This is a genomic window from Streptacidiphilus sp. MAP12-16 (genome assembly GCF_041262165.1).
Taxonomy (GTDB): Bacteria; Actinomycetota; Actinomycetes; order Streptomycetales; family Streptomycetaceae; genus Streptacidiphilus.
Genome location: NZ_JBGCBY010000004.1, coordinates 114,078 through 140,683 on the forward strand (window position 1 = coordinate 114,078; position 26,606 = coordinate 140,683).

Consider the following 26,606-nt stretch of genomic DNA (forward strand, 5'->3'; position numbering starts at 1 on the left):
GCACCCGATCCCGGCCACCCGATCTCGGGCACCCGATCCCCAGCACCCGGGCCCCGCCGCTCGCCTGCCGGACGCCCCCGACGTCTGTTCGGCCCGACGGGACGAAACTACGACCGGGTGCTGACAGTCACTCGGCCATCCGGTCGGCTACCACCCGAAGGAGTGAAACGCCGAAACCCCCGGCGTACTGGGGCGTTGTGAATCCTGGCGCGCGCGCCCCACCAGTCCGACGTGCGGTAACCCGGTCGACCTTCACTCGTTGCCCGGGCAGGACGCGCAGGGCCCCAGACGCTCGCAGAGCGGTCCGCCACCGCACCGCACCCGGAGGTTCCCGCATGGCCCGCACTCCTGCCCGCGCGCTGCGGCAACCCCTGCGGACTCGACTCGCGCTGGTCGCGCTGCTCGGCGCCGGGGCGCTCACCGCCGGGTGCTCCGCGAGCGGCCGCCCGGCGGGAACGCCGCCACCGCCGTCTCCGCGGCACGTCTTCGCCGCCCCGACCGAGGGGGCCCCGCTGTGGACGCTCGCCGTCGCGGACCCCGTCCCGCCCGCTCCGATCCCGCTGACCCGGGTCAGCCCGACCACCGGCTCCGACGACGTGCCCGCGGCCGGACGCACGGCCGGGCTCGTGGCCGGGGACCCGCCGAGCGCGCACTCCAGGTACGCGCGGCCCCGGCACGCCGTCCCGGACCCCGCTCCCCAGCGGCCGCCCGGCCACCCGCCGGGCGTCTGCGACCTCGCCGAGCAGTACGGGAAGTGGCCCAGAGGCAGCAGCCAGGCTGCCGCCTGCCACGCCGTCTACGGCTGACCGGCTACTGCGCGGAAGCCGCGACCGCCCCCCGCGCCGTCTCCGCGAGCAGCTCCCGGAACTGCTGAGCGACCAGCTCGGGGTACTCCATCATCGCCACATGCCCCGCCTCGGGCAGCACCAGCAGCCGCGAGTTCCAGAACGCCTGCCCCGCCCGCCGGGCCATCCGGTACGACACCAGCTTGTCCTTCAGCCCGTAGACCAGCAGCACCGGAACGGAGACCAGCTCCGCCTGCCGCCACAGCGCCTGCGACCCACGCTCGGTGTACGCCCTGACGATCCCGCGCGCCGTCCTGGCCAGCACGTCCATCGTGTAGGGCAGCGCCATCCGGCGCCGGTACTCGGCGACCATCTCCTGCCGCCGCTCCGCGTCGATCAGCCCGGGATCGCCGTAGCAGAGGTCGAGCAGCGCCTCGGTCTGCTGCTCCACCGGCTGCCCCCGGACGAGCCTGCCGAACAGGCCCGGCACGCCAGGCATCGCCAGCAGGGCGGTGGGCAGCGCCGTCGGCTGCGGCGGTAGCTCCGGCAGCGCGGGAGAGATCAGGGTGAGGGTCCGCACCAGGTCCGGGCGGAGCGCGGCGAGCCTGGTCGCCACGGCCCCGCCCAGCGAGTTCCCGAACAGATGGACCGGGCCGCGAGCGGAGAGTTCCAGGTAGTCGACGACCGCGCGCATATGGGCGGACACGGACAGGTCCGCGTCGTCCGGGGGCGGCGACTGCCCGAAACCGGGCAGGTCGACGGCGTGGCCGTCGACGTCCCCGGCCAGCTGGTCCATCAGCAAGGCCCAGTTCTGCGTCGATCCGCCGAGCCCGTGGACGAAGACGGCCGGCGGCAGGTCCGCGCGCTCGGGCTCCATCGCCGCCACGGTCAGCCTGCAGCCGGGCACCGAGAGCTCCGTCAACGCCCGCGGTGTCCTCGTCGGAGCGGCCGTGCCCGCCCCCTCCACCTCGGCATCCGCGGCGACGACCGCCCCGGCGGTCACGGTTTCCGACACCTCGCGCAGTCCACTCATGCCGTCGATGCTACGAGCGGAGTCGGCCGGGACGAGGACTACCCCGAATTACCGGTGTGCCGGGGCGCGCTCCCGGGCAGGCCCTTCTACGCTCGAAGCCAGACCACCACCCCGTCCGGGAGGCAGCATGTCCGACCCCGCGAACCCCGAAACACTCGAGGAAGCCCCCGACGAGGAGGCCGACGACCAGACCGACGAGGCGATGGAGCAGGAGGATCTCGATCTGGAGGCGCCGGTGGCCGATGCCGTCGACCAGCACCGGGTCGTCGAGATCGACGAGGACGAGTACCGCTGACCGCCGCTCCCGGATGAATTGCCTGATCCGCACCACTAACGCATGGTCTACGCCGTCCTGTGTTGTCGACTTCTCACAACAGTTGACCAAGACTTTCTTCCGGCGACCTGCGGCGCACAGGATTACCGACAAGTAGGATGGCTGCTTGCAAGGACCACCCGCACGGCCTCGGCCGACAACCGTGAGTGAGGAGCGCCGTGACGGCCATTCAGGGCACGGACGAGCGCCCGCGCGCAGGCAAAGCGACCACCGGCCGCCTGCCGCGGAGTGCACGACGCAACCAACTGCTCGGTGCGGCCGAGGAGGTGTTCGTCGCCCAGGGCTACCACGCCGCCGCCATGGACGACATCGCCGAGCGCGCCGGAGTCAGCAAGCCGGTGCTCTACCAGCACTTCCCGGGAAAGCTGGAGCTCTACCTCGCGCTCCTGGACAAACACTGCGACGCCCTGGTCGAGGCCATCCGCACCGCCCTGGAAGCCACCACGGACAACAAGCTCCGCGTGCTGGCCACCACCGAGGCGTACTTCGCGTACGTCGCCGCCGAGTCCGGTGCCTTCCGGCTGGTCTTCGAGTCCGATCTGACCAACGAGGACGCCGTGCGCGAGCGCGTCGAGCGGGTGACCCGCGCGACCGCGACCCTGGTCAGCAAGGTGATCGCGGAGGACACCGACCTGCCGGAGGAGGAGGCCATGCTGCTCGCCGTGGGCGTCTGCGGCCTGTGCCAGATCACCGCCAGGTTCTGGCTCGCCCAGGGCGGCAGCATCCCCAAGGACGAGGCGGTCCGGCTGGTGTCCAGCCTGTCCTGGCGCGGCCTCAAGGGCTTCCCCATGCACGGCGGCGACCCGGCCGCGCACTGACACCGGTCCGCACTGCCCTCGGGCCCGGTCCGGAGCTTGGAATAGCCCCGCTCGGACTATGGTTGGGCGGGTACGGCGCGATCAGCCGCGCGTGGAACAACAAGCAACGCCTTGAGGGGCCGGAGGGACGAAGCCGTGGAGGTCAAGATCGGCGTGCAGAACGCGGCTCGGGAGATCGTTCTCGAGAGCTCGCAGACTGCAGAAGAGGTCGAGAGCGCGGTTGCCGCTGCGCTCGAAGGCAGCTCCAAGCTGCTGAAGCTCACGGACGAGCACGGCCGCAGGGTCCTGGTTCCGGCCGAGCGGCTCGCCTATGTGGAGATCGGCGAGCAGGCCGCACGCAAGGTGGGTTTCGGCGCGATCTGAGGTCGGCGTCACCGCTCTTCACAGCTGCCCCGTCCCCGCCCAGGCGGCGACGGGGCAGCTGCTTGTCGGACATCCCCCTTATCGGACATTCAGCCGAGTCGCACGAGCTGACCACCCCGCCGGGTGATTCCCGCCGCGAAGGGGCGCAGATCCGCGCGTCCCGCATGTCCTGACCGCTGCCTGGGTAGTTCCTGAGTGGCCGGCCGTACCGGCGGGTCCGAGCACGTCCGAGGCTGGGAGGAGGCAGCATCCATGCTGCTGGAGCTGCTTGCGTTCACCCTGGTGGGTCTGGCCGTAGGAGGTGCGGCCGCGCTGCTGCTACCGGAGTTGTTCCCCGCCCCGCGAGCGGTGACCGTGCTGACCGGGCCGGCCGCTGCGCTGCTGACCGGCGGCCTCGGCCACGCCATCCTCGGCAGCGGCCACATCCTGGCGACCGTACCGCTCTCGGCCGTCGGCGCCTGCGTGCTGGTGTCGCTGCTCGCCCGCCCCGACCAGCGATCACGCCCGAGCCACCGCCGTCCGCACCACGCCTGACCGGCTCGGAGCGGTCGGTCGCCCAGGCGCCGATACACCCAGACCGGGCCACCCAGCCCACCCGGGACCCGCTTCGCTCAGGAAGCGAGGCCCAGCGCCGCCATCCGCCTGGTGTGCGCCTCCGTGATCCGGTTGAACATCTTGCCGACCTCGACCAGGTCGAAGCCCCGTACCTCGACCCCGCCGATCAGCAGGTTCGACAGCGCGTCCCGCTCGGCGACGACGCGCTGGGCCTGGCTCAACGCCTCGCCCATCAGCCGCCGCCCCCACAGCGCGAGCCGGCCGCCGATCCGGGGGTCGGCGGCGATGGCCTCGCGGACCTTCTCCACGGCGAACTCGGCGTGCCCGGTGTCGGCCATGACCCGCAGCACCAGGTCCCTGGTGTCGTCGTCGAGGCGAACCGCGACCTCGCGGTAGAAGTCGGAGGCGATTGAGTCGCCGACGTACGCCTTGACCAGGCCCTCGGGCCAGTCGGCGGGGGCGGTCATCCGGTGGAAGGAGTCGAGCGGCTCGGCGAAGGGCTGCATCGCCTCGGTCGGGTCGGCCCCGACCTCGTCGAGCCGGTCGTGCAACTGCCGGTAATGGTGGAACTCCGCGGCTGCCATTCCTGCCAGCGCGGCCTTGTCCTCCAGCGTCGGCGCCAGCTTGGCGTCCTCGGCGAGCCGCTCGAAGGCGCTGAGCTCTCCGTACGCGAGTGCGCCGAGCAGGTCGAGGACGGCGGCCCGGTACTGCGGGTCCGCCGCGCAGGTCGCCCAGTCGCCGATGGAGGGGTGCGCCTCGTTGGCGCGGAGGTCGTCGGTGCGGTCCTGAGGAGTCTCCATACGCGGCACCCTAGCCTCCCGGACAGGGGGCGGGCGGCAGGGGCCTTTCGGGCCCGTTGCCGCCCACTGTCGTCCGCGTCACATGTTCGATCATTCCCTTGACGGTATGGTGGTAGTGAGGACCGGCGTATGCGCCGTCACGGCACGCGCCCCGGTCCTCACGAATGCGGATGCCCGGTCGGTGGAACGATCGGCTCCGACCGACCCAGCCCTTCCGATCCGGGGACGGACCACGAAGGGCCCGCAGTGGCTGAGCGAGGGCCGCCGCAGACCGCACTCTCAGCGGTCCCGCGCCGTACCTCCCACACAGGCCCCCTGCAGTGCCGCCCGCCCGTACGCGACAGCTGTGTCCGTACGAACGACGGAGCCGGCGCGCGAGGTGGCCGCGAGGAAGCCGGTTGCGGTCAGCGCGCACGTACGCGAGGCGTACATGTGCCCGGCCGCCCCCCGCCATCGGCCGCACACACCGGAAGAGGCATCGCCCTGACTACGTTCCGAGACCTCGGGATTCTTTCCGAGACCGCAGAGGCCCTAGAGGCCGTCGGCATCATCACTCCTTTCCCGATCCAGGAGATGACCCTCCCCGTGGCCCTCAGCGGCCACGACGTCATCGGCCAGGCCAAGACCGGCACTGGCAAGACCCTCGGTTTCGGCCTCCCCATCATCGACCGCGTGCGGGTCTCCGCCGACGTCGACGCCGGCCGCTGCACCGCAGCGGACCTGCCCTCGACGCCGCAGGCGCTGGTCGTCGTCCCGACCCGCGAGCTCTGCACCCAGGTCACCAACGACCTGCAGACCGCCGGCAAGGTCCGCAACGTGCGGGTCCTGGCCATCTACGGCGGGCGCGCCTACGAACCGCAGGTCGAGGCGCTGCAGAAGGGCGTCGACGTCGTCGTCGGCACCCCCGGCCGCCTGCTCGACCTGGCCCGCCAGAAGAAGCTCGACCTCTCCGCCGTCCGCATCCTGGTGCTGGACGAGGCGGACGAGATGCTCGACCTCGGCTTCCTGCCCGACGTCGAGAAGATCATGACCATGCTGCCCACGAAGCGGCAGGCCATGCTGTTCTCGGCGACCATGCCCGGCCAGGTCATCAGCCTCGCCCGTCGCTACATGACCCAGCCCACGCACATCCGGGCCACCGCACCGGACGACACCGGCGCGACCGTCGCCTCGGTCAAGCAGCACGTCTTCCGCGCGCACTCGCTCGACAAGGTCGAGCTGGTCTCGCGGATCCTGCAGTCGGAGGGTCGCGGCCTGGCCATGATCTTCTGCCGGACCAAGCGCACCGCCGCCGACGTCGCCGACCAGCTCACCCAGCGCGGCTTCGCCGCCGGAGCGGTGCACGGCGACCTCGGCCAGGGCGCACGCGAGCAGGCGCTGCGCGCCTTCCGCAACGGCAAGGTGGACGTGCTGGTCTGCACGGACGTCGCCGCCCGTGGCATCGACGTCGAGGGCGTCACCCACGTCATGAACTACCAGTGCCCCGAGGACGAGAAGACCTACCTGCACCGCATCGGCCGCACCGGCCGGGCGGGCGCGTCCGGCACGGCCGTGACGCTGGTCGACTGGGACGACATTCCGCGCTGGGCGCTCATCAACAAGGCGCTCGACCTGGGCCTCACCGAGCCCGAGGAGACCTACTCGACCTCGCCGCACCTCTACGAGCTGCTGAACATCGCCCCCGGCACCAAGGGCGTGCTGCCGCGCGCCGACCGCACCCGTGCGGGCCTCGGCGCGGAGGACATCGAGGACCTGGGCGAGCCGGGTGCACGCGGCCGCAGCGGCGGCCGCGACAGCAAGCCCGCCGAGCGCGGCTCCGGCTCCGGCCGTTCGCGCGGCGCGGGTTCGGGCGACGGTCGTCGTCCGGCCGGCACGTCCGGCCCTGTGACGGAGGCTCCGAGCGAGGAGCGTCCGCGCCGCGAGCGCCAGCGTCGCCGCACCCGCAACGGTGACGGCGGAGCGCCGCTGGTCGAGGTGGACGCGGAGACCCTGGCAGCCGCCACGGCCCCCGCCGCTGGGCTCGCTCCGGTCACCGAGGCCGAGGATGCGGCTCCGCGCCGTCGCCGCCGCCGTGGCGGCGCGGCTTCGGAGCTCGCCGCGCCGTTCGTCGAGGCGGCTCCGGTGGAGGAGGCCGCCCCGGCTGTCGAGGCGTCCGAGCCGATTCAGCCGACCGAGGCTCCGGCCCGCCGCCGTCGGACCCGCACCACTGCCAAGCCCCTCGACACCGTTGCCGAGGCTGTCGAGGTCGTCGAGGCCGCCGCCGTCGCGGACATCGCGGAGGTAGCCGAGACCGCCGAGACCGCTGCTCCGCGCCGTCGTCGTCGCAGCGGTGTCGCTGCCGAGGCTCCCGTTGCGGCCGAGGTGGCAGAGGCAATGGAGGACGAGGCCCCCGCGCCCCGCCGCCGGACCCGCAGCACCAAGGCTGTCGACGCGACGCCTCTGACCGAGGCTCCGTCCGAGGCCACCACGGCCGAGGCCGCCGCGCCTCGCCGCCGTCGCGGAAGCAGGTCGGCGGCGACCGTGGAAACCACGGAGACGGTGGAGACCCTGGTGGCCCCCACGGTCACCGCCCCGGAGGCGACCGAGGCCCCCGCGCCTCGCCAGCGCAGACGGGCCGCCAGGCCGGAGGGCGCCGCCGCGAGCGTGCCCACCCCGGCCGAGGTCCCGGCGCCCCGCCAGCGGCGTGCCCCGGCTGCGGCAGCCGCCGCGACCGAGGCCGTTGCCGAGGTGCCGCGCCGCCGTCGCCGCAGTGAGCGTCTCGCCGACGCAGCCGCGGCCACGGCCGCCGCCGAAGCGCGCGGCACGCGCTAGTCGGGCGGAAGCGCAGGTAGCGCAGGTAGCGCAGGCAGTACCGCGGGCGCGGGCGGGACGACGGTGACACGTCGTCCCGCCCGCGCCCGTCTCCGGTCCAGGACCCCGTGTCCGATCCAGTGGCGGACCCTGTGCCGGATCCTGTGCCGGATCCAGTCCCGCTGCCGGTCCTGCTACGGCTTCTGACGCTGGTACGCCCCCGAGTCGCCACGCCGCTGTCATGTCCGACGGCTAGGGTCTGATCATCACGCCCCGCAGGACGGAGACCACCTTGAGCACGCCCCCCTTCCTCACTCTGCCCGCGTCGGCCCGCAGCGTGCGGCTGGCGACGGCGCGTGGAGAGTTCGCGGCCCTGCACAGCCGTCCGCAGCGCGGTACCGCACGCGGCACAGCCCTCCTGGTCCCCGGCTTCACCGGGAGCAAGGAGGACTTCATCGCCCTGCTTGACCCGCTCGCCCAGGCCGGGTTCGAGGTCGTCGCAGTGGACCAGCGCGGACAGTTCGAGACGGGCGGCCCCGCCGACGAGTCCGCGTACGGCCTGGAGGCGCTCGCGCTGGACCTGCTCGCACTGACCGAGGCGGTCTCAGGGCCGGCCGCCGGCGGCCCGGTGCACCTGCTCGGTCACTCGTTCGGGGGCTACGTCGTCCGCGAGGCCGTGCTTCGCAGCGCCGGCGGCACCGCTGCGCTCCCCTGGGACTCGCTCACCCTGCTCAGCACCGGCCCCGGCGCGGTCGGTGCCGCCGAGGCGGAACGCGCCGCGCTGCTGGTCTCGGTCCTTCCGGTGATGGACCTGGAGGCCATCTGGCAGGCGATGCAGGACATGGACCAGAAGGAGGAGACCGGCGGCGGCGACCCGCAGCTCGATCCCGAGATCGCGGACTTCCTGCACCGCCGCTGGCTGGCCAACGTCCCGGCGGCGCTGTCGGTCATGGGGCGGCAGCTCACCGTGGAGCCGGACCGGGTGGACGCGCTGGCCAAAGCGGGACTGCGGACGTTGGTGCTCTCCGGGGAGGAGGACTACGCCTGGCCGGTGGAGGAGCAGGCGCAGATGGCATCGCGGCTCGGCGCGCGCCATGTGGCGGTGGACGGCGCGGGGCATTCCCCGAACGCGGAGCAACCGGAGGCAACCGCTGCCACGCTGGTCGAATTCTGGCTGAGCGACAATCGAGGCGGCCTTGCCTGACCCATCGTCAGAAGCGGTCCGGTCGGGACCGGTCGGCAATACGATCCGAAACCTCATCGATTCCCGCGAGGATCTGGCAGGTGGACGAAACCGCCGCGACAAAAGTCGTTAGCTTGGGTAAAGTTCCCCGAGCCGGAATACCTCTGCCCGGCATTCTCGTTCACCACACTGCACGTCCCGCACCTCCCGCACGCCCGATACTTCCCTCCGCCCCGCCGATACGCGGGATTTACGGCGGGGCAATCGCCACGACGCAGCCCGGCTGCAGAGTTGGCTGTGGAGTCGAGTGGGGTGCGGGCCTGATGCCATGCACCGCCCGTTCCACGCAAGAGGTCAGGAAGGGAGACGCCCATGCGCTTTGAGATCATGCGTCTGAACGACAGCGAAGGCAGCACCGAGGAGCCCCTCATCGCCGACGAGGAAACCGTGCGCGCCATGGTCGAGGATGCCGCCGAGACCGGGCAGAAGCTGTACATCCGGCCGTACCAGCCGTCCTGATAGTCGACCGGAACAACCACGACCCGCCAGGCGGGTGATCGTCCTTGACGACGCGGGCGGGAGGGAGGACCGTGGTCGACTATGAGGGGCGAGCCCAGTTGCCCGAGGTGCGGGGGCCGTGTCCGCGCCCCCGGACTGTTCACCGATAGCTGGCAGTGTGACGTGCACGGCACCGTGCACCCGCTGCAACCGGTCGTCCCTCCCAGTGTGGAGGCGCTCACCGTCGCCGTGGCCCGCGCCGAGGTACCGGTCTGGATGCCGTGGCCGCTCCCGGTCGGCTGGCTGTTCACCGGCATCGCCCACGCGGGTGATGACCTGTCCGGAGCTCGCGCCACCGCCGTCGCCTGCTCGGGTCCGGGGCCGCTCGGCGGCCCCGGAGAGCTGCTCCTCATCGCCGAGGAACTCGGCGTCGGACTCGGCGCACGCTTCGCCGGACTGCCAGGACCCGACCCCGGCGACGCGATCACCGCCAACAAGCCTCCGCACGCCAAGGTCCTCGCCGCCGGACGCCCCACTCCGCTGTGGCACGTGTCCGACGCCCCGGACGACCGCGCCGTCTTCGTCGGCGAGGCGCTCGGCCTCTGGATCTGGGCCGTCGTCTGGCCCGAGCGCTCCGGTCTGCTGATGTACGACGAGCTGGTGCTCACCGACCTGCGCGACGCGGGTGCGGAGCTGGAACTGCTCCCCTGCGGCGCGCTGTCCCCCCGCCTGCTCGGCTGACCGCAACGCAGCCGAGCGCGGCCTAGATCTTCAGCACCCTACTAGGCTCAGGGCCATCACCTCCTGACGCCCTGGAGTCACGCCCGTGCGCATCGACCTGCACACCCACAGCTCTGCCTCGGACGGCACGGACAGCCCCGCCGAGCTGGTGCGGAACGCCGCCGCCGGCCTGGACGTGGTCGCGCTCACCGACCACGACACCGTCGCCGGCTACGCCGAGGCCACCGCCGCACTGGCGGGCACCGAGCTGACGCTGGTCACCGGCGCCGAGCTGTCCTGCCGGGTCGAGGGCATCTCCATGCACCTGCTCGGCTATCTCTTCGACCCGGCGGAGCCCGAGTTCGCCCGCGAGCGCGAACTGGTGTATACCGACCGCTTCCGCCGAGCCGAGGCCATGGTCGAGCGCTGCCGCGAGCTGGGCGCGCCGATCAGCTGGGAGCAGGTCCAGCGGATCGCCGGCAGCGGCGCGGTGGGCCGTCCGCATGTGGCGAGCGCGCTGGTGGAGGCCGGGGTCGTGCCCAGCGTCGACGCCGCCTTCACAGCCGAGTGGCTCGCCAACGGCGGGCGCGCGGACGTCCGCAAGCACGAGCTCGACCCGTTCGAGGCGGTGCGCCTGGTCCGCGCGGCCGGTGGCGTCCCAGTCTTCGCGCATCCCGGCGCGGTCAAGCGCGGCCGAACGGTGTCCGACCAGGTCATCGCCGATCTCGCGGCGGCAGGGCTGGCCGGGGTCGAGGTCGACCACATCGACCAGGACGAGCCGACCCGGATCCACCTGCGCGCGCTCGCGGCCGAGCTCGGTCTGCTCACCACCGGGTCCAGCGACTACCACGGCACCCGCAAGTCCGTCCGGCTCGGTGCGAACACCACCGCTCCCGAGGTGTACGAGGCGCTGGTCGCCCAGGCCACCGGCGCGAAGCCGCTCACGGCCTGACGCCCCGCCACGGGCGAGCGCGGTAACCGGCCCGTGGCCGAATCCCGAAGCTGCTAACCTCTGCCGACTTCACCGCATCGAACGCGGTGTCAAAAACAAGACAGAGGGATGGATTCATGGCGATTCGCCGGGCCAAGCAGAAGGCTCAGGTCATCGAAAAGCTCTCCCAGGTCGCGCCTGCAGGAGAGACCTTCATCGCCTGCGTGCACGCCGAGAGCGGCCCGAGCCCCTGGCTCAACGCGATATTCGACGACATTCCCGTGGTCGGGCTGGTCGTCGCGCTCACCCGCAAGTTCTACTTCCTGACGCTCACCAACACCTCGATCGTGGTGAACTCCGCGAACCGCTTCACCAACCGTCCCGGCGAGGTCGTCGCGGTCTTCCCGCGCGAGGCGTTCCCGGTGAGCCGGATCAAGCGGGCGACCGTGTGGAGCTCGATGTACGTGCAGCTCCCCGGGCAGTCCAAGCCCGGCCGTCTCAACGTGCACCGCTACTGGCGCACCGAGCTCGACCAGCTCATCGAGGCGTTCCCGCACGCGGCGGTCTTCCAGGGGACGATTCCGGCCCAGGCCACCGCCCAGACCGCGGACAAGGTCTGACCGCAGCAGCCTCGCACCACCGGCGGCAGTACCCCTGACCGCACCGCGACCCGCAGCGCCGCCCGCGTTCCCGCTACCCCAGCGGGACGCCGCGGCGCTGCGGGTCGCGCAGGTCCGTGCCGTGGCGCAGCCAGCGCTCCTGGAGCTCCGCCGCGCCGTGGACGCGTTTGTGGGCGGCCTCGTTCGGCGTCATCGGCAGCAGCGGCAGGAAACGCACCGGATCGGCGGGCTCCGGCAGCTCCAGGTCCTCGACCAGTCCGCCGGGCTCGGCGACCAGGAAAGCGCTGAACGACGCGCCGTTCCACAGCGGCGCGCCCAGGTCCAGCGACGCGCCCGGCGCCACGATCAGGCCCTCGACCTGCGGGGACGCCGCCAGGGTCGCCAGCGGGCGGAGTACCTCGTCCCGACCGCCGCGTACCGTCAGCAGCAGCTCGGCGCGAGGACCGACCACCGGGTCGGCGACCACGCTGGTGGGGTCGGCCATGGGGGCGGCGGACATGCCGAGGGTCGCGTAGCGGACCAGGCCGTCGGCCGTGGGGAAGCGCAGCACCTCGATCCGGTCCGCGCCGAGGAAGGTGACCGCGGCCCGGGCGTCCGGCTCCCCGAACGTGCTGATCAGGCGGGCCTCGACGGCGGAGAGAACGGCATCCTGGGACATGGTTCAGAAGCCTACGTCCTGCACCCTACGTCCGGCGCTCGCCCCTGATCACGACGACCAGGCCGGCCAGCACCATGAGCACCGCCGGATACACCGCGACCGGCGGCATCTGCCCCAGCCAGACGGCGGCGATCAGGGCCGCCCCCGGGGTCTCCAACAGGATCGCCGTGGACACCAGCGACGGCCCGAGGGTCGAGACCACCCGGTTGCTGAGCGAGTGCCCGAGGAACTGCGCGCAACCCGTGAGCAGCGCGATCTGCACCCAGGCCGTGGCGTTGTATCCGCTCAGCGCCTGCCCGGAGGTCAGGCAAGCGACCAGCAGCAGCACGGCCGTGGTGGTGTAGCAGACAAAGGTGTACGCAGTGGTGCTGACGGTCCGTCGGATCTCGCTCCCGAGCAGGAAGTACGCCGAGGCGGCGATCCCGGCCCCGAGCGCGAGCGCGTCGCCGGCGAGGGCGCGCGGCGAGAGCGTGAAGTCGACTCCGGTGAGGACGAGCACCCCGAGGAAGGCGACGCCGGTGCCGATCCACACGGTCCTGGGGGCGTGCTGTCCGCGCAGCCGCAGGATCAGCGTGGTCCACAGCGGCGTGGTGGTGCACAGCGCGGTCGAGGACGCGATCGAGGTCATCCGCAGGCTGGGCAGCCACATCGCGAAGTGGAGGGCCAGGAACGCACCCGCGGCGAGGCAGAGCAGCAGGGTGCGGCGGCTGAGAGCGCGGAGCTCGGCACGGTGGCGCAGCAGCGCGATCGGCGAGAGCAGCCCGCCGGCGATGCAGTTGCGCCAGAACGCGATGGCCAGCGCGGGTGCGGCGGTCGCGCTGATCAGCGGTGCGGAGAAGGCGACGCCGCCGACCGCGACCGCCAGCAGCAAGAAGTCGATCCGGGGCACGGTGCCGAGGTCGGGGTGCGCAGCCGCCGGGGCCCTCGCGGGAACCGGCGCGTCAGTGGTGGCGGATGGCTGCACGGTGCTCCTCGACTCAGGACCCGGTAAGGGGTGTCCTGATGGTACGAGACTGACGGCGCCAGGTGCGAGCTGGTATCGAGGCGCGGACGCCGTACGCTTCGGCCCATGACCGATGCGCGTGTGGAGCTGCTGGACCGGGCCCTGGTGGAGGAGGCGGCGAAGAAGTCGGGGCTGCTCTGGGTACGGATCGCCGACGCCTCGGACCGGGCGCTGTGGCAGGTGTGGCACGACGGTGCGGTGCTGGTGGTCGGGGAGGGCGCGGAGCAACCGCTGCACGGGCTGGCCGACGGGCAGACGACGGTGCTGACCGCCCGCAGCAAGGACAAGTGGGGACGCCTGGTCGCCTGGCCGGTCCGGGTGGAGGAGTTGGCGCCCGGCAGCGAGGCGTGGACCGCCGCGGTGGCGGAGCTGAAGGCGAAGCGGCTGAACTCGCCCGACCACGAGACGGTGACCGAGCGCTGGGCCCGGGAGTCGCGGGTGCTGCGGCTGGTCCCGACAGGTGGGAGCGTGCAGAACCCGGACGCGATGCCCGACGCCTCGCACGCCGCCGCACCGCTGCCGACCGTTGCGACGACCCGCCGGCCGGCCCCGGCCGCGCTGCCGCGGCTGCTGTTCGGCCGCCGGAGGCGCCGGAGCTGACCCGTTCCGGGACCGCGTAGCCTGGGCGCAGCCGGTCGTGACCTCGCGCGATCCGGAGCAGCGTCGACAGGAAGGTCCCATGACCGGAGCGTCCTCCCGCGTGTTCGTCTCCCATCTCGCCGGGGTGGCGGTCTTTGACCCCAACGGTGACCAGGTGGGCCGGGTTCGCGATCTCCTGGTGAGCCTGCGGCTCGGCGGAAAGCCGCCCCGGGTGCTGGGCTTCGTGGTCGAGGTGGTCAGCAAGCGCCGGGTCTTCGTCCCGATGAACCGGGTCACCAGTCTGGAGTCGGGCCAGGTCATCACGACCGGCGTGATCAACATGCGCCGCTTCGAGCAACGCCCCACCGAGACCCTGGTGCTGGCCGAACTGCTGGACCGCCGGGTCGCCCTGAGCAGCAGCGGGCCGAACGGCGAGGAGGGCGAGACCGTCACCGTCCTGGACGTGGCGATGGTGCAGACCCGCAACCGCGAGTGGGAGATCGACAAGGTCTTCGTGGAGAAGGGGAAGGGCGGCCGGCTCCGCCGCAAGGGCGAGACCCTGACCGTGGACTGGTCCGCGGTCACCGGCTTCGCGCTGCGCGAGGAGGACCAGGGCGCCGCCAACCTGCTCGCCACCTTCGAGCAACTGCGCCCGGCCGACCTGGCGAACGTGCTGCACCACCTCTCCCCCAAGCGCCGTTCCGAGGTCGCCGCGGCGCTCGACGACGAGCGGCTCGCCGACGTCATGGAGGAGCTGCCCGAGGACGACCAGGTCGCGATCCTCGGCGGGCTGCACCAGGAGCGCGCCGCCGACGTGCTGGAGGCGATGGACCCCGACGACGCCGCCGACCTGCTGTCGGAGCTGCCCCCCGACGACGCCGAGCGGCTGCTGCAGCTGATGGAGCCGGAGGAGGCCGCACCGGTACGCCGGCTGCTCAGTTACGAGGAGCACACGGCCGGCGGGCTGATGACGACCGAGCCGATCGTGCTGGAGCCGGACGCGACCGTCGCCGAGGCGCTGGCCCGGGTGCGGGTCGCCGACCTCAAGCCGGCCCAGGCCGCCCAGGTGTACGTGTGCCGTCCGCCGACGGAGACGCCGACCGGGATCTACCTGGGCCTGGTCCACTTCCAGCGGCTGCTGCGGGAGCCCCCGTACACGCTGCTGGGCGCCATCGTCGACGGCGACCTGGACCCGCTGGCGCCGGACACCGAACTCCCGTGGATCACCAGCTACCTGGCGACCTACAACGTGGTCGCCGCGCCGGTCGTGGACGAGGACGACCACCTGCTCGGCGCGGTGACGGTAGACGACGTCCTCGACCACATCCTGCCGGAGGACTGGCGCGAGTCCGCGCTGCACGGCGGCGACGCCCACGACGAGGCTTCCGGGGCGGTGACCGCTGATGGCCGGTGACCGTCGCGATCTGCGGGACCGTCGCGATCTGCGGGAACTGCGCGACCGCCGCGATCAGCGGCTGCGCGAGGTGACGGGTCCGCGCCCGCCCGAACGCGAGGACCGCCGCCGCAACCGCCTGGACCAGCCGCAGCGCCGGCGTAGCCGGGTGACCCTGCCGAACCCCGACTCGGAGGCGTTCGGACGGCTGTCCGAGCGGATCGCCCGCTTCCTGGGCACCGGACGGTTCCTGGTCTGGATGACCGTGCTCATCCTGCTGTGGGTGACCTGGAACATCCTGGCCCCGGCGGGCTGGCGGTTCGACGAGTACCCCTTCATCTTCCTGACCCTGGTGCTCTCGCTGCAGGCGTCCTACGCCGCCCCGCTGATCCTGCTCGCGCAGAACAGGCAGGACGACCGGGACAAGGTCAACATGGAGCAGGACCGCTCCAGGGGCGAGCGCAACATCGCTGACACCGAGTACCTGACCCGCGAAGTGGCGGCGCTGCGGCACGGGCTCGGCGAGGTCGCCACCCGCGACTTCCTCCGCTCGGAGCTGCAGACGCTGCTCAAGGAGCTGGAGAACCGTTCTCCCGGCGACCGTGCCGAGGTGGACGAGCATTCGGCCTGACCCCGCTGTGACCTGCCGCACGCGGCCGCCGGGTCCGGGCGGCGCGCGGCGCGCCGTACCATCAGTGCATGGCTTCTGACACGCAGGCAACCGCCCTTGAGGAGTCCGTGCGCGCGGCCCTCGGGACGGTGCAGGACCCGGAGATCCACCGGCCCATCACCGAGCTGGGCATGGTCAAGTCGATCGAGATCGACGCCGACGGCTCGGCCCGGGTCGCCGTCTATCTCACCGTCTCCGGCTGCCCGATGCGGGAGACCATCACCTCCAGGGTCACCGACGCGGTCGCCTCCGTTCCCGGCATCACCTCGGTCGCGGTCGAGCTCGACGTGATGAGCACCGAGCAGCGCCAGGAGCTGGCGTCGATGCTCCGCGGCGGCAAAGCTGAGCGGGAGATCCCGTTCGCCCAGCCCGGCTCGCTCACCCGCGTGTACGCGGTCGCCTCCGGCAAGGGCGGCGTCGGCAAGTCCTCGGTGACCGTCAACCTCGCCGCCGCGCTCGCTGCGGACGGGCTGAAGGTCGCCGTCGTCGACGCCGACATCTACGGCCACAGCGTGCCCCGGATGCTGGGGGTGGACGGCCGTCCCACCCAGGTCGAGAACATGATCATGCCGCCGTCGGCGCACGGCGTGAAGGTCATCTCCATCGGCATGTTCACCCCGGGCAACGCCCCGGTGGTGTGGCGTGGCCCGATGCTGCACCGGGCGCTGCAGCAGTTCCTCGGCGACGTCTACTGGGGCGACCTGGACGTGCTGCTGCTGGACCTGCCGCCCGGCACCGGTGACATCGCCATCTCGGTGGCGCAGCTGGTCCCCAACGCCGAGATCCTGATCGTCACCACCCCGCAGCAGGCGGCGGCCGAGGTCGCCGAGCGCGCCGGGACGATCGCACTGCAGACGCACCAGACCATCGTCGGCGTCATCGAGAACATGTCCGGGATGCCCTGCCCGCACTGCGGCGAGATGGTCGACGTCTTCGGCACCGGCGGCGGGCAGACCGTGTCCGACGCGCTGACCAAGGCGACCGGCGCCAAGGTGCCCGTGCTCGGGAGCATCCCCATCGACCTGGGACTGCGCCAGGGCGGGGACGAGGGCAAGCCGGTCGTGCTGTCCGACCCCGACTCCCCCGCCGGGGCCGCTCTGCGCGCCATCGCCGGCAAGCTGAGCAACCGTCAGCGGGGCCTGTCCGGGCTGTCGCTGGGCATCACTCCCCGCAACAAGTTCTAGGAGGGTGCTGGGAAGGGGCGATTCCCGAAGGAATCGCCCCAGGCTGCTCGGCGCTACTCGGCGTAGACCGCCAGGTCGGTCACCGTGGTGAAGCCGATCCCGTAGGCGCTGACGCCCCGCCCGTACGCGCCCAGGTGGACGCCGGGCGCGTTGCCCGCGAGCACCCAGCCGTACTCGGACTCCCGGTAGCGGAACGGCTGCGGGGTCCCGTTGATCGGCAGTGTCAGCGAAGACCAGCCGGGTCCGTCCAGGTCGTCGGCCAGGTCCCAGGCCAGCGCGGTCTGCTGGTCCAGCCAGTTCTGCCGCAGCTCGCGCGCCAGCGGGGACTGCTCGGTCGCGGCCAGCAGGCCGGCCCCGGCCAGCCAGGCCGCCGAGGACACCGAGGTGGCCTCCAGTATCCCCGTGCCGTCACCCAGTCGGCGGCCGGGACGGCGGGCCACGGTGACCACGACCGCGTAGCGGCGGCCCTCGGCCGGCTCCGGCGTGGCGTAGGAGCGCACCGGCTCGTCGCCGTGGCCGATGGAGCCGTAGTCCACGGTGCCGTCGGGCGCGGTGCCCACCGGCGCCAACCAACGGCGTCCGGTCCACCCGTCGTCCAGGCTGTACCAGGGGAAGTCCGCGCGCATGTATCCGTCGATGGTCGCATCGGCTGCTGACGCGCGACGCGCGGCTCTGTCCGGCGGGGTCCCCGGCCCGGCCTCGGCGGTGGCCGCCCCCGTGTGGCTCGTGGTGTCCATCTCGGCCCTCCTGCTTCTCGTCGGCCCAGTCTGGGCGCACCAGAACAATAGCGGGGGGCGGCCTCGGGCCCTCTGAGGTGAGGTCAGGTGGCGTCGAGGTCGTACGGGGGGCGCTCGCCCGCCTGCAGCGGCGGCGACTGGGCCGGCTTCTCCATGTCGATCCGGCCCAGCGGATCGGCCTTGACGGCCCGGACCGCCGCCGTGGCGTCCGCCGCGTCCTTGCTGAAGCCGTTCTTGATCTCCTGGATCTCCTTGAGCCCGAAGTCCTCACCATGGGTCGCGAGCTGCTTGCGCACGAAGGTCTTCGGGTTGAGGTCCTCGAACTCGAAGTCCTTGAACTCCGGGCCGAGCTCCTTGCGGATGTCCTCCTTGGCGGTGTCGGAGAACTCCCGGACCTTGCGGATGAAGCCCATCACCTCGGCGACCAGCTTGGGGAGCTTGTCCGGGCCGAAGATGACCACGGCAAGGACCACGAGCGCGATCAGCTTGATCGGGCCTATGTCGAAGAACACCGTGCAGCTCCCCTGGAAGGTGAAGACAACCGCTCATGGACAGAGAGCGGTGTACCGGCACCAGCGTAGTCGCCGGATCGCCGCAGGCGGCCATACCCGACGTGATCATCCGGGCGTACCGCCGGGTCAGGCGCTGTCGGCGGAACCGGCTCGGGGCGTCGAGTGCAGCAGCGCCGGTACTTCGAGGGTCGTCCCGTCGCGCTGCACCGTCAGCACCGTCGTGTCGCCCGGGCGCCGCCCGCGGACCAGGGCGACCAGGTCGTCCCCGCTGGTCACCGGGGTGCCGTCGACCGCCGTCACGATGTCCCCCGCCCTCAGCGCGGCGGTGTCGCCGCCGGGCGCGCCGAGGAGCCTGGCGCCGCCCTGGTAGGTCAGGTCCAGGGTCGTGCCGATCACCGTGTGCGCGGCCCGGCCGGTGTTGATCAGCTGCTCGGCAACCCGCAGTGCCTGGTCCACCGGGATGGCGAAGCCGAGGCCGATGCTGCCGGCCCCGTCCTGCGCCCCGAACGGGTCGCTGCTGTCGGAGTCGGCGGAGCGGATCGCGGTGTTGATGCCGACGACGGTGCCGGCCGCGTCGAGCAGCGGGCCGCCGGAGTTCCCGGGGTTGATCGGGGCGTCGGTCTGCAGGGCGTCGAGGTAGGCCAGCCCCGCGCCCGCGTTGGTGCCGCCGGAGGTGAGCGGACGGTCGCGGGCGCTGACGATGCCCGAGGTGACGGTCCCGCGCAGTCCGAAGGGCGCGCCGATCGCCACCACCGGGTCCCCGACCTGCAGCCGGTCGGCGGAGCCCAGGGCCAGCGGGTGCAGCCCGGCGACGCCCTTGACCTGGATCACGGCCAGGTCCGAGTCGACATCCCTGCCGACCAGCGTGGCCGGGTGCTCCTGTCCGGTGCTGAAGGTGACGGTGATCCGCCCCGGCTGCCCCTGCGGGGCCACCACGTGGTTGTTGGTGAGGATGTGTCCGGCGCCGTCCAGGACGATGCCGGTGCCGGTGCTGTCGCTTCCCGCGACGCCGACGCGCAGGTAGACCACGCCGGGGAGGACCGCGCGGACGACCGCGGCGGTACTGCCGGGGTCACGTCGCAAGCCCACGTCGTTCACCGGGTGCAGCGTGATCCGGCCGCCCTGGCGGGTGCCCTGCACCACCGCGCCGACGCCACCCCCGAGCAGCCCGGCGCAGAGCACGACCAGAACCGCGCAGACGGCGATCCGCACGGCGGGACGGGACCGGCGGACGCAGGGGGGCGCGGAGCCGGGCTCCGCGCCGGGCAACTGGTCGACCGGGGCAGCCGGCTGTCGCCCGGGTGGCAGGCGCCCGGGCGGCAGCCGGAAGCCCGGACCGTGGCCGGTCGCCCCGTCCGGATGGCTCCACCAGCTGGCCTCGACCGCCATTTCACGCACCGCCCTCCGCGTGCCGCCTGAGAGGGCTCGATTCAACCAGGTCCGCTGCGCTCGCGCCGCTATCTCAGCAGGGAATGCCCCGCCGCCGGATAGGGCGCCGCGGGCAGCGACGTCGCGGTGGCCGAACTACCCGGAGCAGCGGGCCCGACCGGGCTGCGCAGCAACGGCCCGGCCCCGTACGGGGAGACGGCCCCCGGCACGTTCGCCGGCACGCCGAAGGCGAGCTGGCCGTTGCTGCGGCTGCCCGCGCTCCCCGCGCCTCCCGTCGCGGAGGTGCTGGTGGCGTCGGCGACCGGTGCCACATTGCCGTAGGGCTCGTCCACGGACGGCTCCGCCGCGGTCACCCCGGTGATGGCACTGCCCAGGGCGACCGCCGCGACCGAGAAGGCGCCGGCCGCCGCGAAGGCGAAGCGCCGCCCCCTGGCCGCCGAGGGACGGTTGACGATCTGCTGCTCGACCCGCTGTCCCCGCTCCGCCTCCGGGAAGCCCTGCGGACGGCCGTCGGAAGGACCGATCCCGGCCCAGAGCCGTGCCGCGATGGGGCGCAACTCGCCCTGGAACGGCATCCCACGCTCGGCCCGCGGGTCCACACCCGGCACCGGGTGGTCCGCGCCCAGCGCGCCGCTGCCGAAGCGGGCGTTGCCGAAGCCACCCGAGCCGAAGCCGGTGCCGGCGCTGCCGAAGGCCGCGCCGGCGAAGCCGCGACGAGCCGGCGGGCCGGCGGGCGGCTGCTCGTCCCTGTCGGCGGCGATCGACACGAGTCTGGACAGGAACACGGCGCTCGGGTCCGGCGGCGCCGCCGCCGCGAGACGGCTCTTGACCCGTCGCTCGTCCTCGGCCCGGGTCAGGCAGGCGGAGCAGGTCGCGAGATGGGACTGCACCCTCTCCCGAGCGTCGTGGTCGAGCTCGCCGTCCACGAAGGCGGCCAGCCTGTCTCCCAGATGGTGATCCTCCGCTGCCGGGGCAACGGGGGCGACGGCGGAACGGGCCACCCGCAGCTCCACGACGACCTCCTGCGGTCGGGCGCGGCGCGACTGCTCCGTCACAGCGCTCGCCTCCGCTCCGAGAGCTCGTCTGCGGACTCGGCGGACCCGGCGACGGACGCGCTGCCCGCCCCGGCCAGCGCGCTCTCTCCGGCACGACGCTCGCGCCCCTCGGCGGCGCCCGGAGCGCGGTGCTGCAGCGCGGCGCGGAGGTGCGCACGCCCCCGGTGGATACGGCTGCGGACGGTCCCGAGCTTCACGCCCAGGGTCGCCGCGATCTCCTCGTAGGAGAGGCCTTCGATGTCGCAGAGCACCACCGCCGCGCGGAACTCCGGCGCCAGGGTGTCCAGGGCCTGCTGCACGTCGGCGTCGAAGTGGGTGTCGTGGAAGTGCTGCGCCGGGGAGGGCTCACGGCTGGGCAGCCGCTCGGCGGCGTCCTCGGCGAGGGCGTCGAAGCGGATCCGCTGCTTGCGGCGGACCATGTCGAGGAAGAGGTTGGTAGTGATCCGGTGCAGCCAGCCCTCGAACGTGCCGGGCGTGTACGTGGACAGCGAACGGAACACCCGGACGAAGACCTCCTGGGTGAGGTCCTCGGCGTCGTGCTGATTGCCCGTCAGTCGGTAGGCGAGTCGGTACACCCGGGCGCTGTGCGTCTGGACGATCTCCTCCCAACTGGGCGGGGTCCAGGCGGGAATCGCGCTTCCCGCGTCGAAGGAGGCGGTCTGCGTGCTCTGCGGGTGCTCGGGCTTCGACTCACTCATCACGGGCTTCGGCGTCGGGCCAGGCGCATGGCCGCGAAACTGCCGCGAACGGGCGCCCCCCTCGGCCACACCTCCTCGATCGGCTCTTCTGCCAAGCAGGGCCACCACCATATCCGCCTCACCCGTTAGCACCGGATAAAAGCCAATCACCATACGACCCACCTGCGGCGATTCGCCGGGTCGGCGCGACGTCCCGGACTTCGGAGCTGCTCGCTCCGCCGGACCGTCCGCCTACCCACCAGTCCCAACGGGCCGCGTCCCGCTCGGGTTCCTCCATGACCCACTAACCTGTGGCCTGAAATATCGACTCATGGCAGCATCGGCGCACCGCCGACAACACGGAGGGACCAGCCATCACCGGCTACGGGCAGTCGGACGCGCGCCTCGCCGACGCCTACGCCGTCGAGGACGAGGTGCTGCTGCACGCCCGCAGGCAGTCGGAGCTGGCCACCGTACGACCGGTGTCACCCGCCAGCGGCGCGGCCCTGAGCCTGCTGGCCGCCGCCCTGGGCGCCCGATCCGTCGCCGAGATCGGCACCGGCGCCGGGGTGTCCGGGATCTGCCTGCTGCGCGGAATGCGCCCGGACGGCGTGCTGACCACCGTCGACATCCAGCCCGGACTGCAACGCCAGGCCCGGGAGGTCTTCGCGGACGCCGGCTTCGCCTCCAGCCGGGCCCGGTGTATCCCCGGCGCGGCCCTGGACGTACTGCCGCGGCTCGCCGACGGCCAGTACGACCTGGTGTTCTGCGACGGCGATCCGGCCGAGTCGCCGGACTATCTCGCTGAATCGTTGCGCCTGCTGCGACCTGGGGGAATGGTCTGCTTCGAGGGCGCGGTCAGCGCTCTGGACGCGGCCGCGTTCGAGGCACAGAGCCATGCCGCCCGCGAGCTGGTGCGCACCGTGCGCGAGCACCCCGCGCTGCTCAGCGCGCTGCTCCCGGTCGGCGACGGCCTGCTCTGCGCCGTGCGGCGCTGACGCCGCGACCCTGCTGGGAGCATGGCTGTGGCCCTGGCCCCACGCCCGATCCGGGCATGAGGCCAGAGCCACAGTCGTCTTCGTCGCGACGAGGCGACAAGGAGGTCGTCAGCCGCAGGCCTTCTTCAGGGCCTCACCGAGAGCGTCGGCCTCGTCCGGCGTCAGTTCGACCACCAGCCGCCCGCCGCCTTCGAGCGGTACTCGCATGACGATGCCCCGCCCCTCCTTGGTCACCTCGAGCGGGCCGTCGCCCGTCCGCGGCTTCATGGCCGCCATGCTCGTTCCCCTTCCTGCGAACCTGCTCACCGACGCACCCACGGCCCGTCCACCGCAGGTATCGAACGCATTGATCGGAGCCCAGTATCCCGCATCGGAGTGCCCGATGACCAACGTCACTGTTCTCCCCCGCCTCGATGACCCCTGAGTCGCTCTCCGAACGCGTTGCCGATCGCAACTCAGTTCCCTTTGCTCCTGCGGCCCGCCCGGCCCCCGGCCCGCCGCCCGCGCGGCGATGGTTCGTGCAGCGATAGTGACCCACGTCACATCCACCTGGGGTCGGCGAATCCGTCATGCTGGCCTGGGACTACTGGTAAGTAATGAGGAGATCCGCATGGCAGACACCGTGCTGTACGAGCTCAACGACGGACTCGCGACCGTCACCATCAACCGGCCCGAGGCGATGAACGCCCTCGACACGCCGACCAAGGTCGCGCTCCGGGACGCGATGATCACCGCGAAGGACGATCCGGCCGTACGTGCGGTGCTGCTCACCGGCGCGGGCGACCGGGCCTTCTGCGTCGGGCAGGACCTCAAGGAGCACCTGGGCAAGCTGCAGGTCGCGCGGCAGGGCGGGGAGGCACCGCTGAGCACCGTCCGGGAGCACTACAACCCGCTCACCACCGCCATCGCCACCATGCGCAAGCCGGTCGTAGCCGCCGTCAACGGCGTCGCCGCGGGTGCGGGCGCCAGCCTCGCCTGGGCCTGCGACTTCCGGATCCTGGCCGACCACGGCGGATTCAACACCTCCTTCGCCGGTGTCGCGCTGACCGCCGACTCGGGCGCGTCCTGGACCCTGCCCCGCCTGGTCGGCCAGGCCAAGGCCGTCGAGCTGCTGATGTTCCCGCAGACCGTCCGCGCCGCCGAGGCGCTGGCGCTCGGTCTGGCCCACCGGGTCGTCCCCGCCGCCGAGTTGGCCGAGACCGCGCTCGCCTTCGCCCGGACCCTCGCCGCCGGGCCGACCGTCGCCTACGGCGCGATCAAGGAGTCGGTGGCCTTCGGGGCGTCCCACTCCCTGGTGGACACGCTGGCGAAGGAGGACGAACTGCAGACCGAGGCAGGCGCCGCGGAGGACCACTGGATCGCCGTGCAGGCGTTCATCGCGAAGGAGAAGCCCCGCTACGTCGGGAAGTAGCCGTGCTCTTCCCGCGCGCACAGCAGTCGGCCAGGTGGTCGTCCACCAGGCCGCATGCCTGCATCAGCGCGTAGGCGGTGGTCGGGCCGACGAAGCGGAGGCCGCGGCGCTTGAGCTCCTTGGCGAGCGCCGTGGACTCCGGGGTGACCGCGGGGACGTCCGCGAGGGTGCGCGGCGGGTCGCCGGGCTCCGGGGCGTACGACCAGATCAGCGCGTCGAGACCGCCGTCGAGGGCCAGCACCGCGTGGGCGTTGGCGATCGTGGCGAGGATCTTGGAGCGGTTACGGATGATCCCGGGGTCGGCGAGCAGGCGCTCGACGTCCGCGTCGCCGAACCCGGCCACGACGGCGGGATCGAAGCCGGCGAAGGCCTTACGGAAGGTCTCGCGCCGCCGCAGGATCGTGATCCAGGACAGGCCCGACTGGAACGCCTCCAGGCAGAGCCGCTCGTAGAGCACCTGCTCGCCGTGAACCGGACGGCCCCACTCCTCGTCGTGGTAGGCGAGGTACTCGGGCGCGGACAGGCCCCAGGGGCAGCGGAGCAGCCCGTCGGGCCCGACGACGGCGCCGCTCACGGCGTGGTGTCCGCGTCGACGTCCACGCCCGGCAGGGTGTCCTGCGGCGGCTGCGGCGTGGTTCCCGACACTGACTCGGATCCGGCGCCGGGTTCGGCACCGAGCCCGGCACCGGACTCCGCCGACCGCGCGCCAGGAGTGGCGAAGCGCATCCGCAGCGCCTCGAACTCGGCCGTCCCGGGCTCGCCGGCCTGGGGATGGCCGGTCGCGAGGGCGGCCCCCAGGGCCGCCTCCAGCTCCGCGACCCGGACGTCACGGTGCGTCAGCTCGGCGCCGAGCCGGTCCAGCACGTCGTCGACCTCGTCCATCCGGTATCCGCGCAGGGCCATCGGGAAGCGCAGCGCGTCGACGTCGGCACGGCCCAGCGGCCGGTCCAGGGGCAGCCGCGCGGCGAGACGGTCCCGCTCGGCCTCCGGCAGCGAGCCACCACCGCCCAGCGCGACCAGCGCCGCAGCGCCCACCACCAGCACCATGACGGCGACGATCAACCAGAACACAAGCCCACGACTCCCGGCTCCCGGTGGGGGATCATGTGTACGCCCCACAGCACAACGCCCATCATGGCCTACGGATCTCGGAGGACGCATGGCTCTCGCGCTCGGACCGCGAATTTTCGGTGACGACGAGCCGGTCATCATGGCCATCGTCAACCGCACCCCGGACTCCTTCTTCGACCGGGGCGCGACCTTCGCCGACGAGGCGGCCTTCGCCGCGGCCGAGCGCGCGATCGCCGAGGGCGCGGCGATCCTCGACATCGGCGGGGTCAAGGCAGGTCCCGGCGAGGAGGTGACGACGGAGGAGGAGCTGCGGCGGATCGTGCCGTTCGTCGCCGAGCTGCGGCGCCGGTACCCGGACACCGTGATCAGCGTGGACACCTGGCGGCACGAGGTCGGCGAGGCGGTCTGCGAGGTGGGCGCCGACCTGCTCAACGACGCCTGGGGCGGGGTCGACCCGGAGCTGGCGGTGGTGGCGGGCCGCTACGGCGTCGGCATCGTCTGCACGCACGCGGGCGGTGCGGAGCCGCGCACGCGTCCGCACCGGGTGGCCTACCAGGACGTGATGGCGGACATCCTGGAGCGGACGGTCGCGCTGGCGGAGCGGGCGGTGGCGCTGGGGGTGCCCCGCTCGGGCGTCCTGATCGACCCTGGGCACGACTTCGGCAAGAACACCCGGCACTCGCTGGAGGCCACCCGGCGGCTGCCGGAGATGACGGCGACGGGCTGGCCGGTGCTGGTGTCGCTGTCCAACAAGGACTTCGTCGGCGAGACGCTGGACAAGCCGGTGGGCGAACGGCTGCTGGGCACGCTGGCGACCACCGCGGTCTCGGCGTGGCTGGGCGCGCAGGTCTACCGCGTGCACCAGGTCGCCGAGACCAGGCAGGTGCTGGACATGGTCGCCTCGATCCGGGGCACCCGTCCCCCTGCGGTGGCCCGCCGCGGACTGGCCTGACCGGCCGGCCTACTCCGGGTTGTGGGCCGGGTTCTGGACGCCGTTGCGGCGGGCGGCCTCGTCGAGGATCTTCATCGCCTCGTCCACGGAGTCGGTGAGCTGGATCAGGTCCAGGTCGGCCGCGGACGCCTTGCCCTCCGCGATGACGGTCTTCCTGACCCACTCGACCAGCCCGGACCAGTAGTCCACCCCGAAGAGGATCACCGGGAAGCGGGTGACCTTGTGGGTCTGGACCAGCGTGAGCGCCTCGAAGAGCTCGTCCAGCGTGCCGAACCCGCCGGGGAGGACCACGAAGCCCTGGCTGTACTTCACGAACATGGTCTTGCGCACGAAGAAGTAGCGGAAGTTCAGGCCCAGGTCGACGTACTGGTTCAGGCCCTGCTCGAAGGGCAGCTCGATGCCGAGGCCCACCGAGGTGCCGCCGGCCTCGTGCGCACCGCGGTTCGCGGACTCCATCGCGCCGGGGCCGCCGCCGGTGATCACCGCGTAGCCCGCTTCGACCAGGGCGCGGCCGATGCTCATCCCGGCCGCGTACTCGACCGAGTCCACCGGCGTCCGCGCGGAGCCGAAGACGCTGACGGCGGGGCCGAGTTCGGCCAGCGCGCCGAAGCCCTCGACGAACTCGGACTGGATGCGCATGACCCGCCAGGGGTCGGTGTGCAGCCAGTCCGCGTTCTGGGCCGAGTCCAGCAGTCGCTGGTCGGTGGTGCTGCTGTCCACCTGCTCGCCGCGCAGCAGCACCGGGCCGCGCCGCTTCTCCGCCACCTTCTTCAGACCCGGGCGGACCTGGTCCGGGCCGTGGCTGTTCTGCTTCTCGTTGGTCATACCTACGCAGGGTACGACGGCGGGCCGTGGTCGGGTGGGATCTTTCCGGTCTGTTCAGCTCC

The 26,606-nt window shown here is 72.4% G+C and carries 31 protein-coding genes; 18 read left to right on the forward strand and 13 right to left on the reverse strand.

What is annotated here, in order from left to right; translation table 11 throughout:
* Positions 1-335 precede the first annotated feature (335 nt).
* Complete coding sequence (locus ABIA33_RS06230) at positions 336-806, forward strand: hypothetical protein (protein ID WP_370077954.1); 471 nt, start codon at positions 336-338, stop codon at positions 804-806.
* Between the two features lie 4 nt (positions 807-810).
* On the opposite strand, the gene ABIA33_RS06235 is transcribed toward ABIA33_RS06230, so the two are convergent.
* Positions 811-1,818, reverse strand: a complete 1,008-nt coding sequence (locus tag ABIA33_RS06235; protein WP_370077956.1) for an alpha/beta fold hydrolase — start codon at positions 1,816-1,818, stop codon at positions 811-813.
* Positions 1,819-1,945: 127 nt separating this feature from the next.
* Between ABIA33_RS06235 and ABIA33_RS06240 the strand changes: the two genes are divergently transcribed.
* The 4 genes from ABIA33_RS06240 to ABIA33_RS06255 all read left to right on the forward strand — a co-directional run bounded on the left by ABIA33_RS06240 (position 1,946) and on the right by ABIA33_RS06255 (position 3,867).
* Positions 1,946-2,113 (forward strand): hypothetical protein, encoded by a 168-nt coding sequence (locus tag ABIA33_RS06240; protein ID WP_370077958.1) that lies wholly within the window; start codon positions 1,946-1,948, stop codon positions 2,111-2,113.
* Positions 2,114-2,310: 197 nt separating this feature from the next.
* Positions 2,311-2,970 (forward strand): TetR/AcrR family transcriptional regulator, encoded by a 660-nt coding sequence (locus tag ABIA33_RS06245; RefSeq protein WP_370077960.1) that lies wholly within the window; start codon positions 2,311-2,313, stop codon positions 2,968-2,970.
* Positions 2,971-3,105: 135 nt separating this feature from the next.
* A complete protein-coding gene (locus ABIA33_RS06250; RefSeq protein WP_370077962.1) occupies positions 3,106-3,333 on the forward strand; it encodes a DUF3107 domain-containing protein in 228 nt (75 codons plus the stop codon).
* Between the two features lie 252 nt (positions 3,334-3,585).
* Positions 3,586-3,867 (forward strand): hypothetical protein, encoded by a 282-nt coding sequence (locus tag ABIA33_RS06255; RefSeq protein WP_370077964.1) that lies wholly within the window; start codon positions 3,586-3,588, stop codon positions 3,865-3,867.
* A gap of 77 nt (positions 3,868-3,944) precedes the next feature.
* Here the strand turns inward: ABIA33_RS06255 and ABIA33_RS06260 are convergent, their stop codons facing one another.
* A complete protein-coding gene (locus ABIA33_RS06260) occupies positions 3,945-4,688 on the reverse strand; it encodes a ferritin-like fold-containing protein (protein ID WP_370077966.1) in 744 nt (247 codons plus the stop codon).
* A 573-nt stretch (positions 4,689-5,261) separates the two neighbouring features.
* On the opposite strand from ABIA33_RS06260, the gene ABIA33_RS06265 reads away from it, so the two are divergent.
* From ABIA33_RS06265 to ABIA33_RS06290, 6 genes are all read left to right on the forward strand, one after another.
* Entirely contained in the window at positions 5,262-7,499 is a 2,238-nt protein-coding gene (locus ABIA33_RS06265) for a DEAD/DEAH box helicase (protein ID WP_370077968.1), read from the forward strand.
* Positions 7,500-7,770: 271 nt separating this feature from the next.
* Positions 7,771-8,682 carry an alpha/beta fold hydrolase gene (locus tag ABIA33_RS06270; protein WP_370077970.1) on the forward strand — a complete coding sequence of 304 codons (912 nt, stop codon included), beginning with the start codon at positions 7,771-7,773 and terminating at the stop codon, positions 8,680-8,682.
* A 351-nt stretch (positions 8,683-9,033) separates the two neighbouring features.
* A complete protein-coding gene (locus tag ABIA33_RS06275) occupies positions 9,034-9,180 on the forward strand; it encodes a hypothetical protein (protein WP_370077972.1) in 147 nt (48 codons plus the stop codon).
* An 81-nt stretch (positions 9,181-9,261) separates the two neighbouring features.
* Positions 9,262-9,900, forward strand: coding sequence for a DUF6758 family protein (locus tag ABIA33_RS06280; RefSeq protein ID WP_370077974.1), 639 nt, complete (start codon positions 9,262-9,264; stop codon positions 9,898-9,900).
* 85 nt (positions 9,901-9,985) lie between these two features.
* Positions 9,986-10,831: a PHP domain-containing protein gene (locus tag ABIA33_RS06285; protein ID WP_370077975.1), complete on the forward strand. Its 846-nt coding sequence runs from the start codon at positions 9,986-9,988 to the stop codon at positions 10,829-10,831.
* A 116-nt stretch (positions 10,832-10,947) separates the two neighbouring features.
* Entirely contained in the window at positions 10,948-11,430 is a 483-nt protein-coding gene (locus tag ABIA33_RS06290; protein ID WP_370077976.1) for a hypothetical protein, read from the forward strand.
* Positions 11,431-11,503: 73 nt separating this feature from the next.
* Here the strand turns inward: ABIA33_RS06290 and ABIA33_RS06295 are convergent, their stop codons facing one another.
* Positions 11,504-12,088, reverse strand: a complete 585-nt coding sequence (locus ABIA33_RS06295) for a suppressor of fused domain protein (RefSeq protein ID WP_370077978.1) — start codon at positions 12,086-12,088, stop codon at positions 11,504-11,506.
* Positions 12,089-12,113: 25 nt separating this feature from the next.
* The gene (locus ABIA33_RS06300) at positions 12,114-13,052 is read right to left on the reverse strand and encodes a DMT family transporter (protein WP_370077980.1); all 939 of its coding nucleotides are present in this window, start codon (positions 13,050-13,052) and stop codon (positions 12,114-12,116) included.
* A gap of 105 nt (positions 13,053-13,157) precedes the next feature.
* Here ABIA33_RS06300 and ABIA33_RS06305 point away from each other — a divergent pair, with 105 nt between their 5' ends.
* The 4 genes from ABIA33_RS06305 to ABIA33_RS06320 all read left to right on the forward strand — a co-directional run bounded on the left by ABIA33_RS06305 (position 13,158) and on the right by ABIA33_RS06320 (position 16,917).
* Positions 13,158-13,691, forward strand: a complete 534-nt coding sequence (locus tag ABIA33_RS06305) for a hypothetical protein (RefSeq protein WP_370077982.1) — start codon at positions 13,158-13,160, stop codon at positions 13,689-13,691.
* 79 nt (positions 13,692-13,770) lie between these two features.
* On the forward strand, positions 13,771-15,084 hold the full coding sequence (locus ABIA33_RS06310; RefSeq protein WP_370077984.1) for a magnesium transporter MgtE N-terminal domain-containing protein: 1,314 nt from the start codon (positions 13,771-13,773) through the stop codon (positions 15,082-15,084).
* Entirely contained in the window at positions 15,074-15,694 is a 621-nt protein-coding gene (locus tag ABIA33_RS06315) for a DUF1003 domain-containing protein (protein ID WP_370077986.1), read from the forward strand. The genes ABIA33_RS06310 and ABIA33_RS06315 overlap by 11 nt, the downstream gene beginning before the upstream one ends.
* A 68-nt stretch (positions 15,695-15,762) precedes the next feature.
* A complete protein-coding gene (locus ABIA33_RS06320; RefSeq protein ID WP_370077988.1) occupies positions 15,763-16,917 on the forward strand; it encodes an Mrp/NBP35 family ATP-binding protein in 1,155 nt (384 codons plus the stop codon).
* Positions 16,918-16,970: 53 nt separating this feature from the next.
* Here the strand turns inward: ABIA33_RS06320 and ABIA33_RS06325 are convergent, their stop codons facing one another.
* The 5 genes from ABIA33_RS06325 to sigE all read right to left on the reverse strand — a co-directional run bounded on the left by ABIA33_RS06325 (position 16,971) and on the right by sigE (position 21,419).
* Positions 16,971-17,654, reverse strand: coding sequence for a hypothetical protein (locus ABIA33_RS06325; protein WP_370077990.1), 684 nt, complete (start codon positions 17,652-17,654; stop codon positions 16,971-16,973).
* A gap of 83 nt (positions 17,655-17,737) precedes the next feature.
* On the reverse strand, positions 17,738-18,166 hold the full coding sequence (locus ABIA33_RS06330) for a sec-independent translocase (RefSeq protein WP_370077992.1): 429 nt from the start codon (positions 18,164-18,166) through the stop codon (positions 17,738-17,740).
* A gap of 126 nt (positions 18,167-18,292) precedes the next feature.
* Positions 18,293-19,555, reverse strand: coding sequence for a S1C family serine protease (locus ABIA33_RS06335; RefSeq protein WP_370077994.1), 1,263 nt, complete (start codon positions 19,553-19,555; stop codon positions 18,293-18,295).
* Positions 19,556-19,623: 68 nt separating this feature from the next.
* Complete coding sequence (locus ABIA33_RS06340) at positions 19,624-20,610, reverse strand: zf-HC2 domain-containing protein (RefSeq protein ID WP_370077996.1); 987 nt, start codon at positions 20,608-20,610, stop codon at positions 19,624-19,626.
* Positions 20,607-21,419: an RNA polymerase sigma factor SigE gene (gene sigE / locus ABIA33_RS06345; protein WP_370078393.1), complete on the reverse strand. Its 813-nt coding sequence runs from the start codon at positions 21,417-21,419 to the stop codon at positions 20,607-20,609. The genes ABIA33_RS06340 and sigE overlap by 4 nt, the downstream gene beginning before the upstream one ends.
* Positions 21,420-21,661: 242 nt before the next feature.
* Here sigE and ABIA33_RS06350 point away from each other — a divergent pair, with 242 nt between their 5' ends.
* Positions 21,662-22,285, forward strand: a complete 624-nt coding sequence (locus ABIA33_RS06350; RefSeq protein WP_370078395.1) for an O-methyltransferase — start codon at positions 21,662-21,664, stop codon at positions 22,283-22,285.
* 108 nt (positions 22,286-22,393) lie between these two features.
* Here the strand turns inward: ABIA33_RS06350 and ABIA33_RS06355 are convergent, their stop codons facing one another.
* Positions 22,394-22,561 carry a DUF3117 domain-containing protein gene (locus ABIA33_RS06355; protein WP_107101321.1) on the reverse strand — a complete coding sequence of 56 codons (168 nt, stop codon included), beginning with the start codon at positions 22,559-22,561 and terminating at the stop codon, positions 22,394-22,396.
* Positions 22,562-22,895: 334 nt separating this feature from the next.
* On the opposite strand from ABIA33_RS06355, the gene ABIA33_RS06360 reads away from it, so the two are divergent.
* Positions 22,896-23,696, forward strand: a complete 801-nt coding sequence (locus tag ABIA33_RS06360) for an enoyl-CoA hydratase-related protein (protein WP_370077998.1) — start codon at positions 22,896-22,898, stop codon at positions 23,694-23,696.
* Here ABIA33_RS06360 and ABIA33_RS06365 read toward each other — a convergent pair.
* Together ABIA33_RS06365 and ABIA33_RS06370 are read right to left on the reverse strand one after the other, a co-directional pair.
* Complete coding sequence (locus ABIA33_RS06365) at positions 23,659-24,270, reverse strand: DNA-3-methyladenine glycosylase I (protein ID WP_370078000.1); 612 nt, start codon at positions 24,268-24,270, stop codon at positions 23,659-23,661. The two genes, ABIA33_RS06360 and ABIA33_RS06365, sit on opposite strands and share 38 nt — an antisense overlap.
* A complete protein-coding gene (locus ABIA33_RS06370; protein WP_370078001.1) occupies positions 24,267-24,767 on the reverse strand; it encodes a DivIVA domain-containing protein in 501 nt (166 codons plus the stop codon). Before ABIA33_RS06370 ends, ABIA33_RS06365 begins: the two co-directional genes overlap by 4 nt.
* An 88-nt stretch (positions 24,768-24,855) precedes the next feature.
* On the opposite strand from ABIA33_RS06370, the gene folP reads away from it, so the two are divergent.
* Complete coding sequence (gene folP, locus ABIA33_RS06375) at positions 24,856-25,719, forward strand: dihydropteroate synthase (protein WP_370078003.1); 864 nt, start codon at positions 24,856-24,858, stop codon at positions 25,717-25,719.
* 9 nt (positions 25,720-25,728) lie between these two features.
* On the opposite strand, the gene ABIA33_RS06380 is transcribed toward folP, so the two are convergent.
* Positions 25,729-26,544 carry a TIGR00730 family Rossman fold protein gene (locus ABIA33_RS06380; protein WP_370078005.1) on the reverse strand — a complete coding sequence of 272 codons (816 nt, stop codon included), beginning with the start codon at positions 26,542-26,544 and terminating at the stop codon, positions 25,729-25,731.
* Positions 26,545-26,606: the final 62 nt, after the last annotated feature.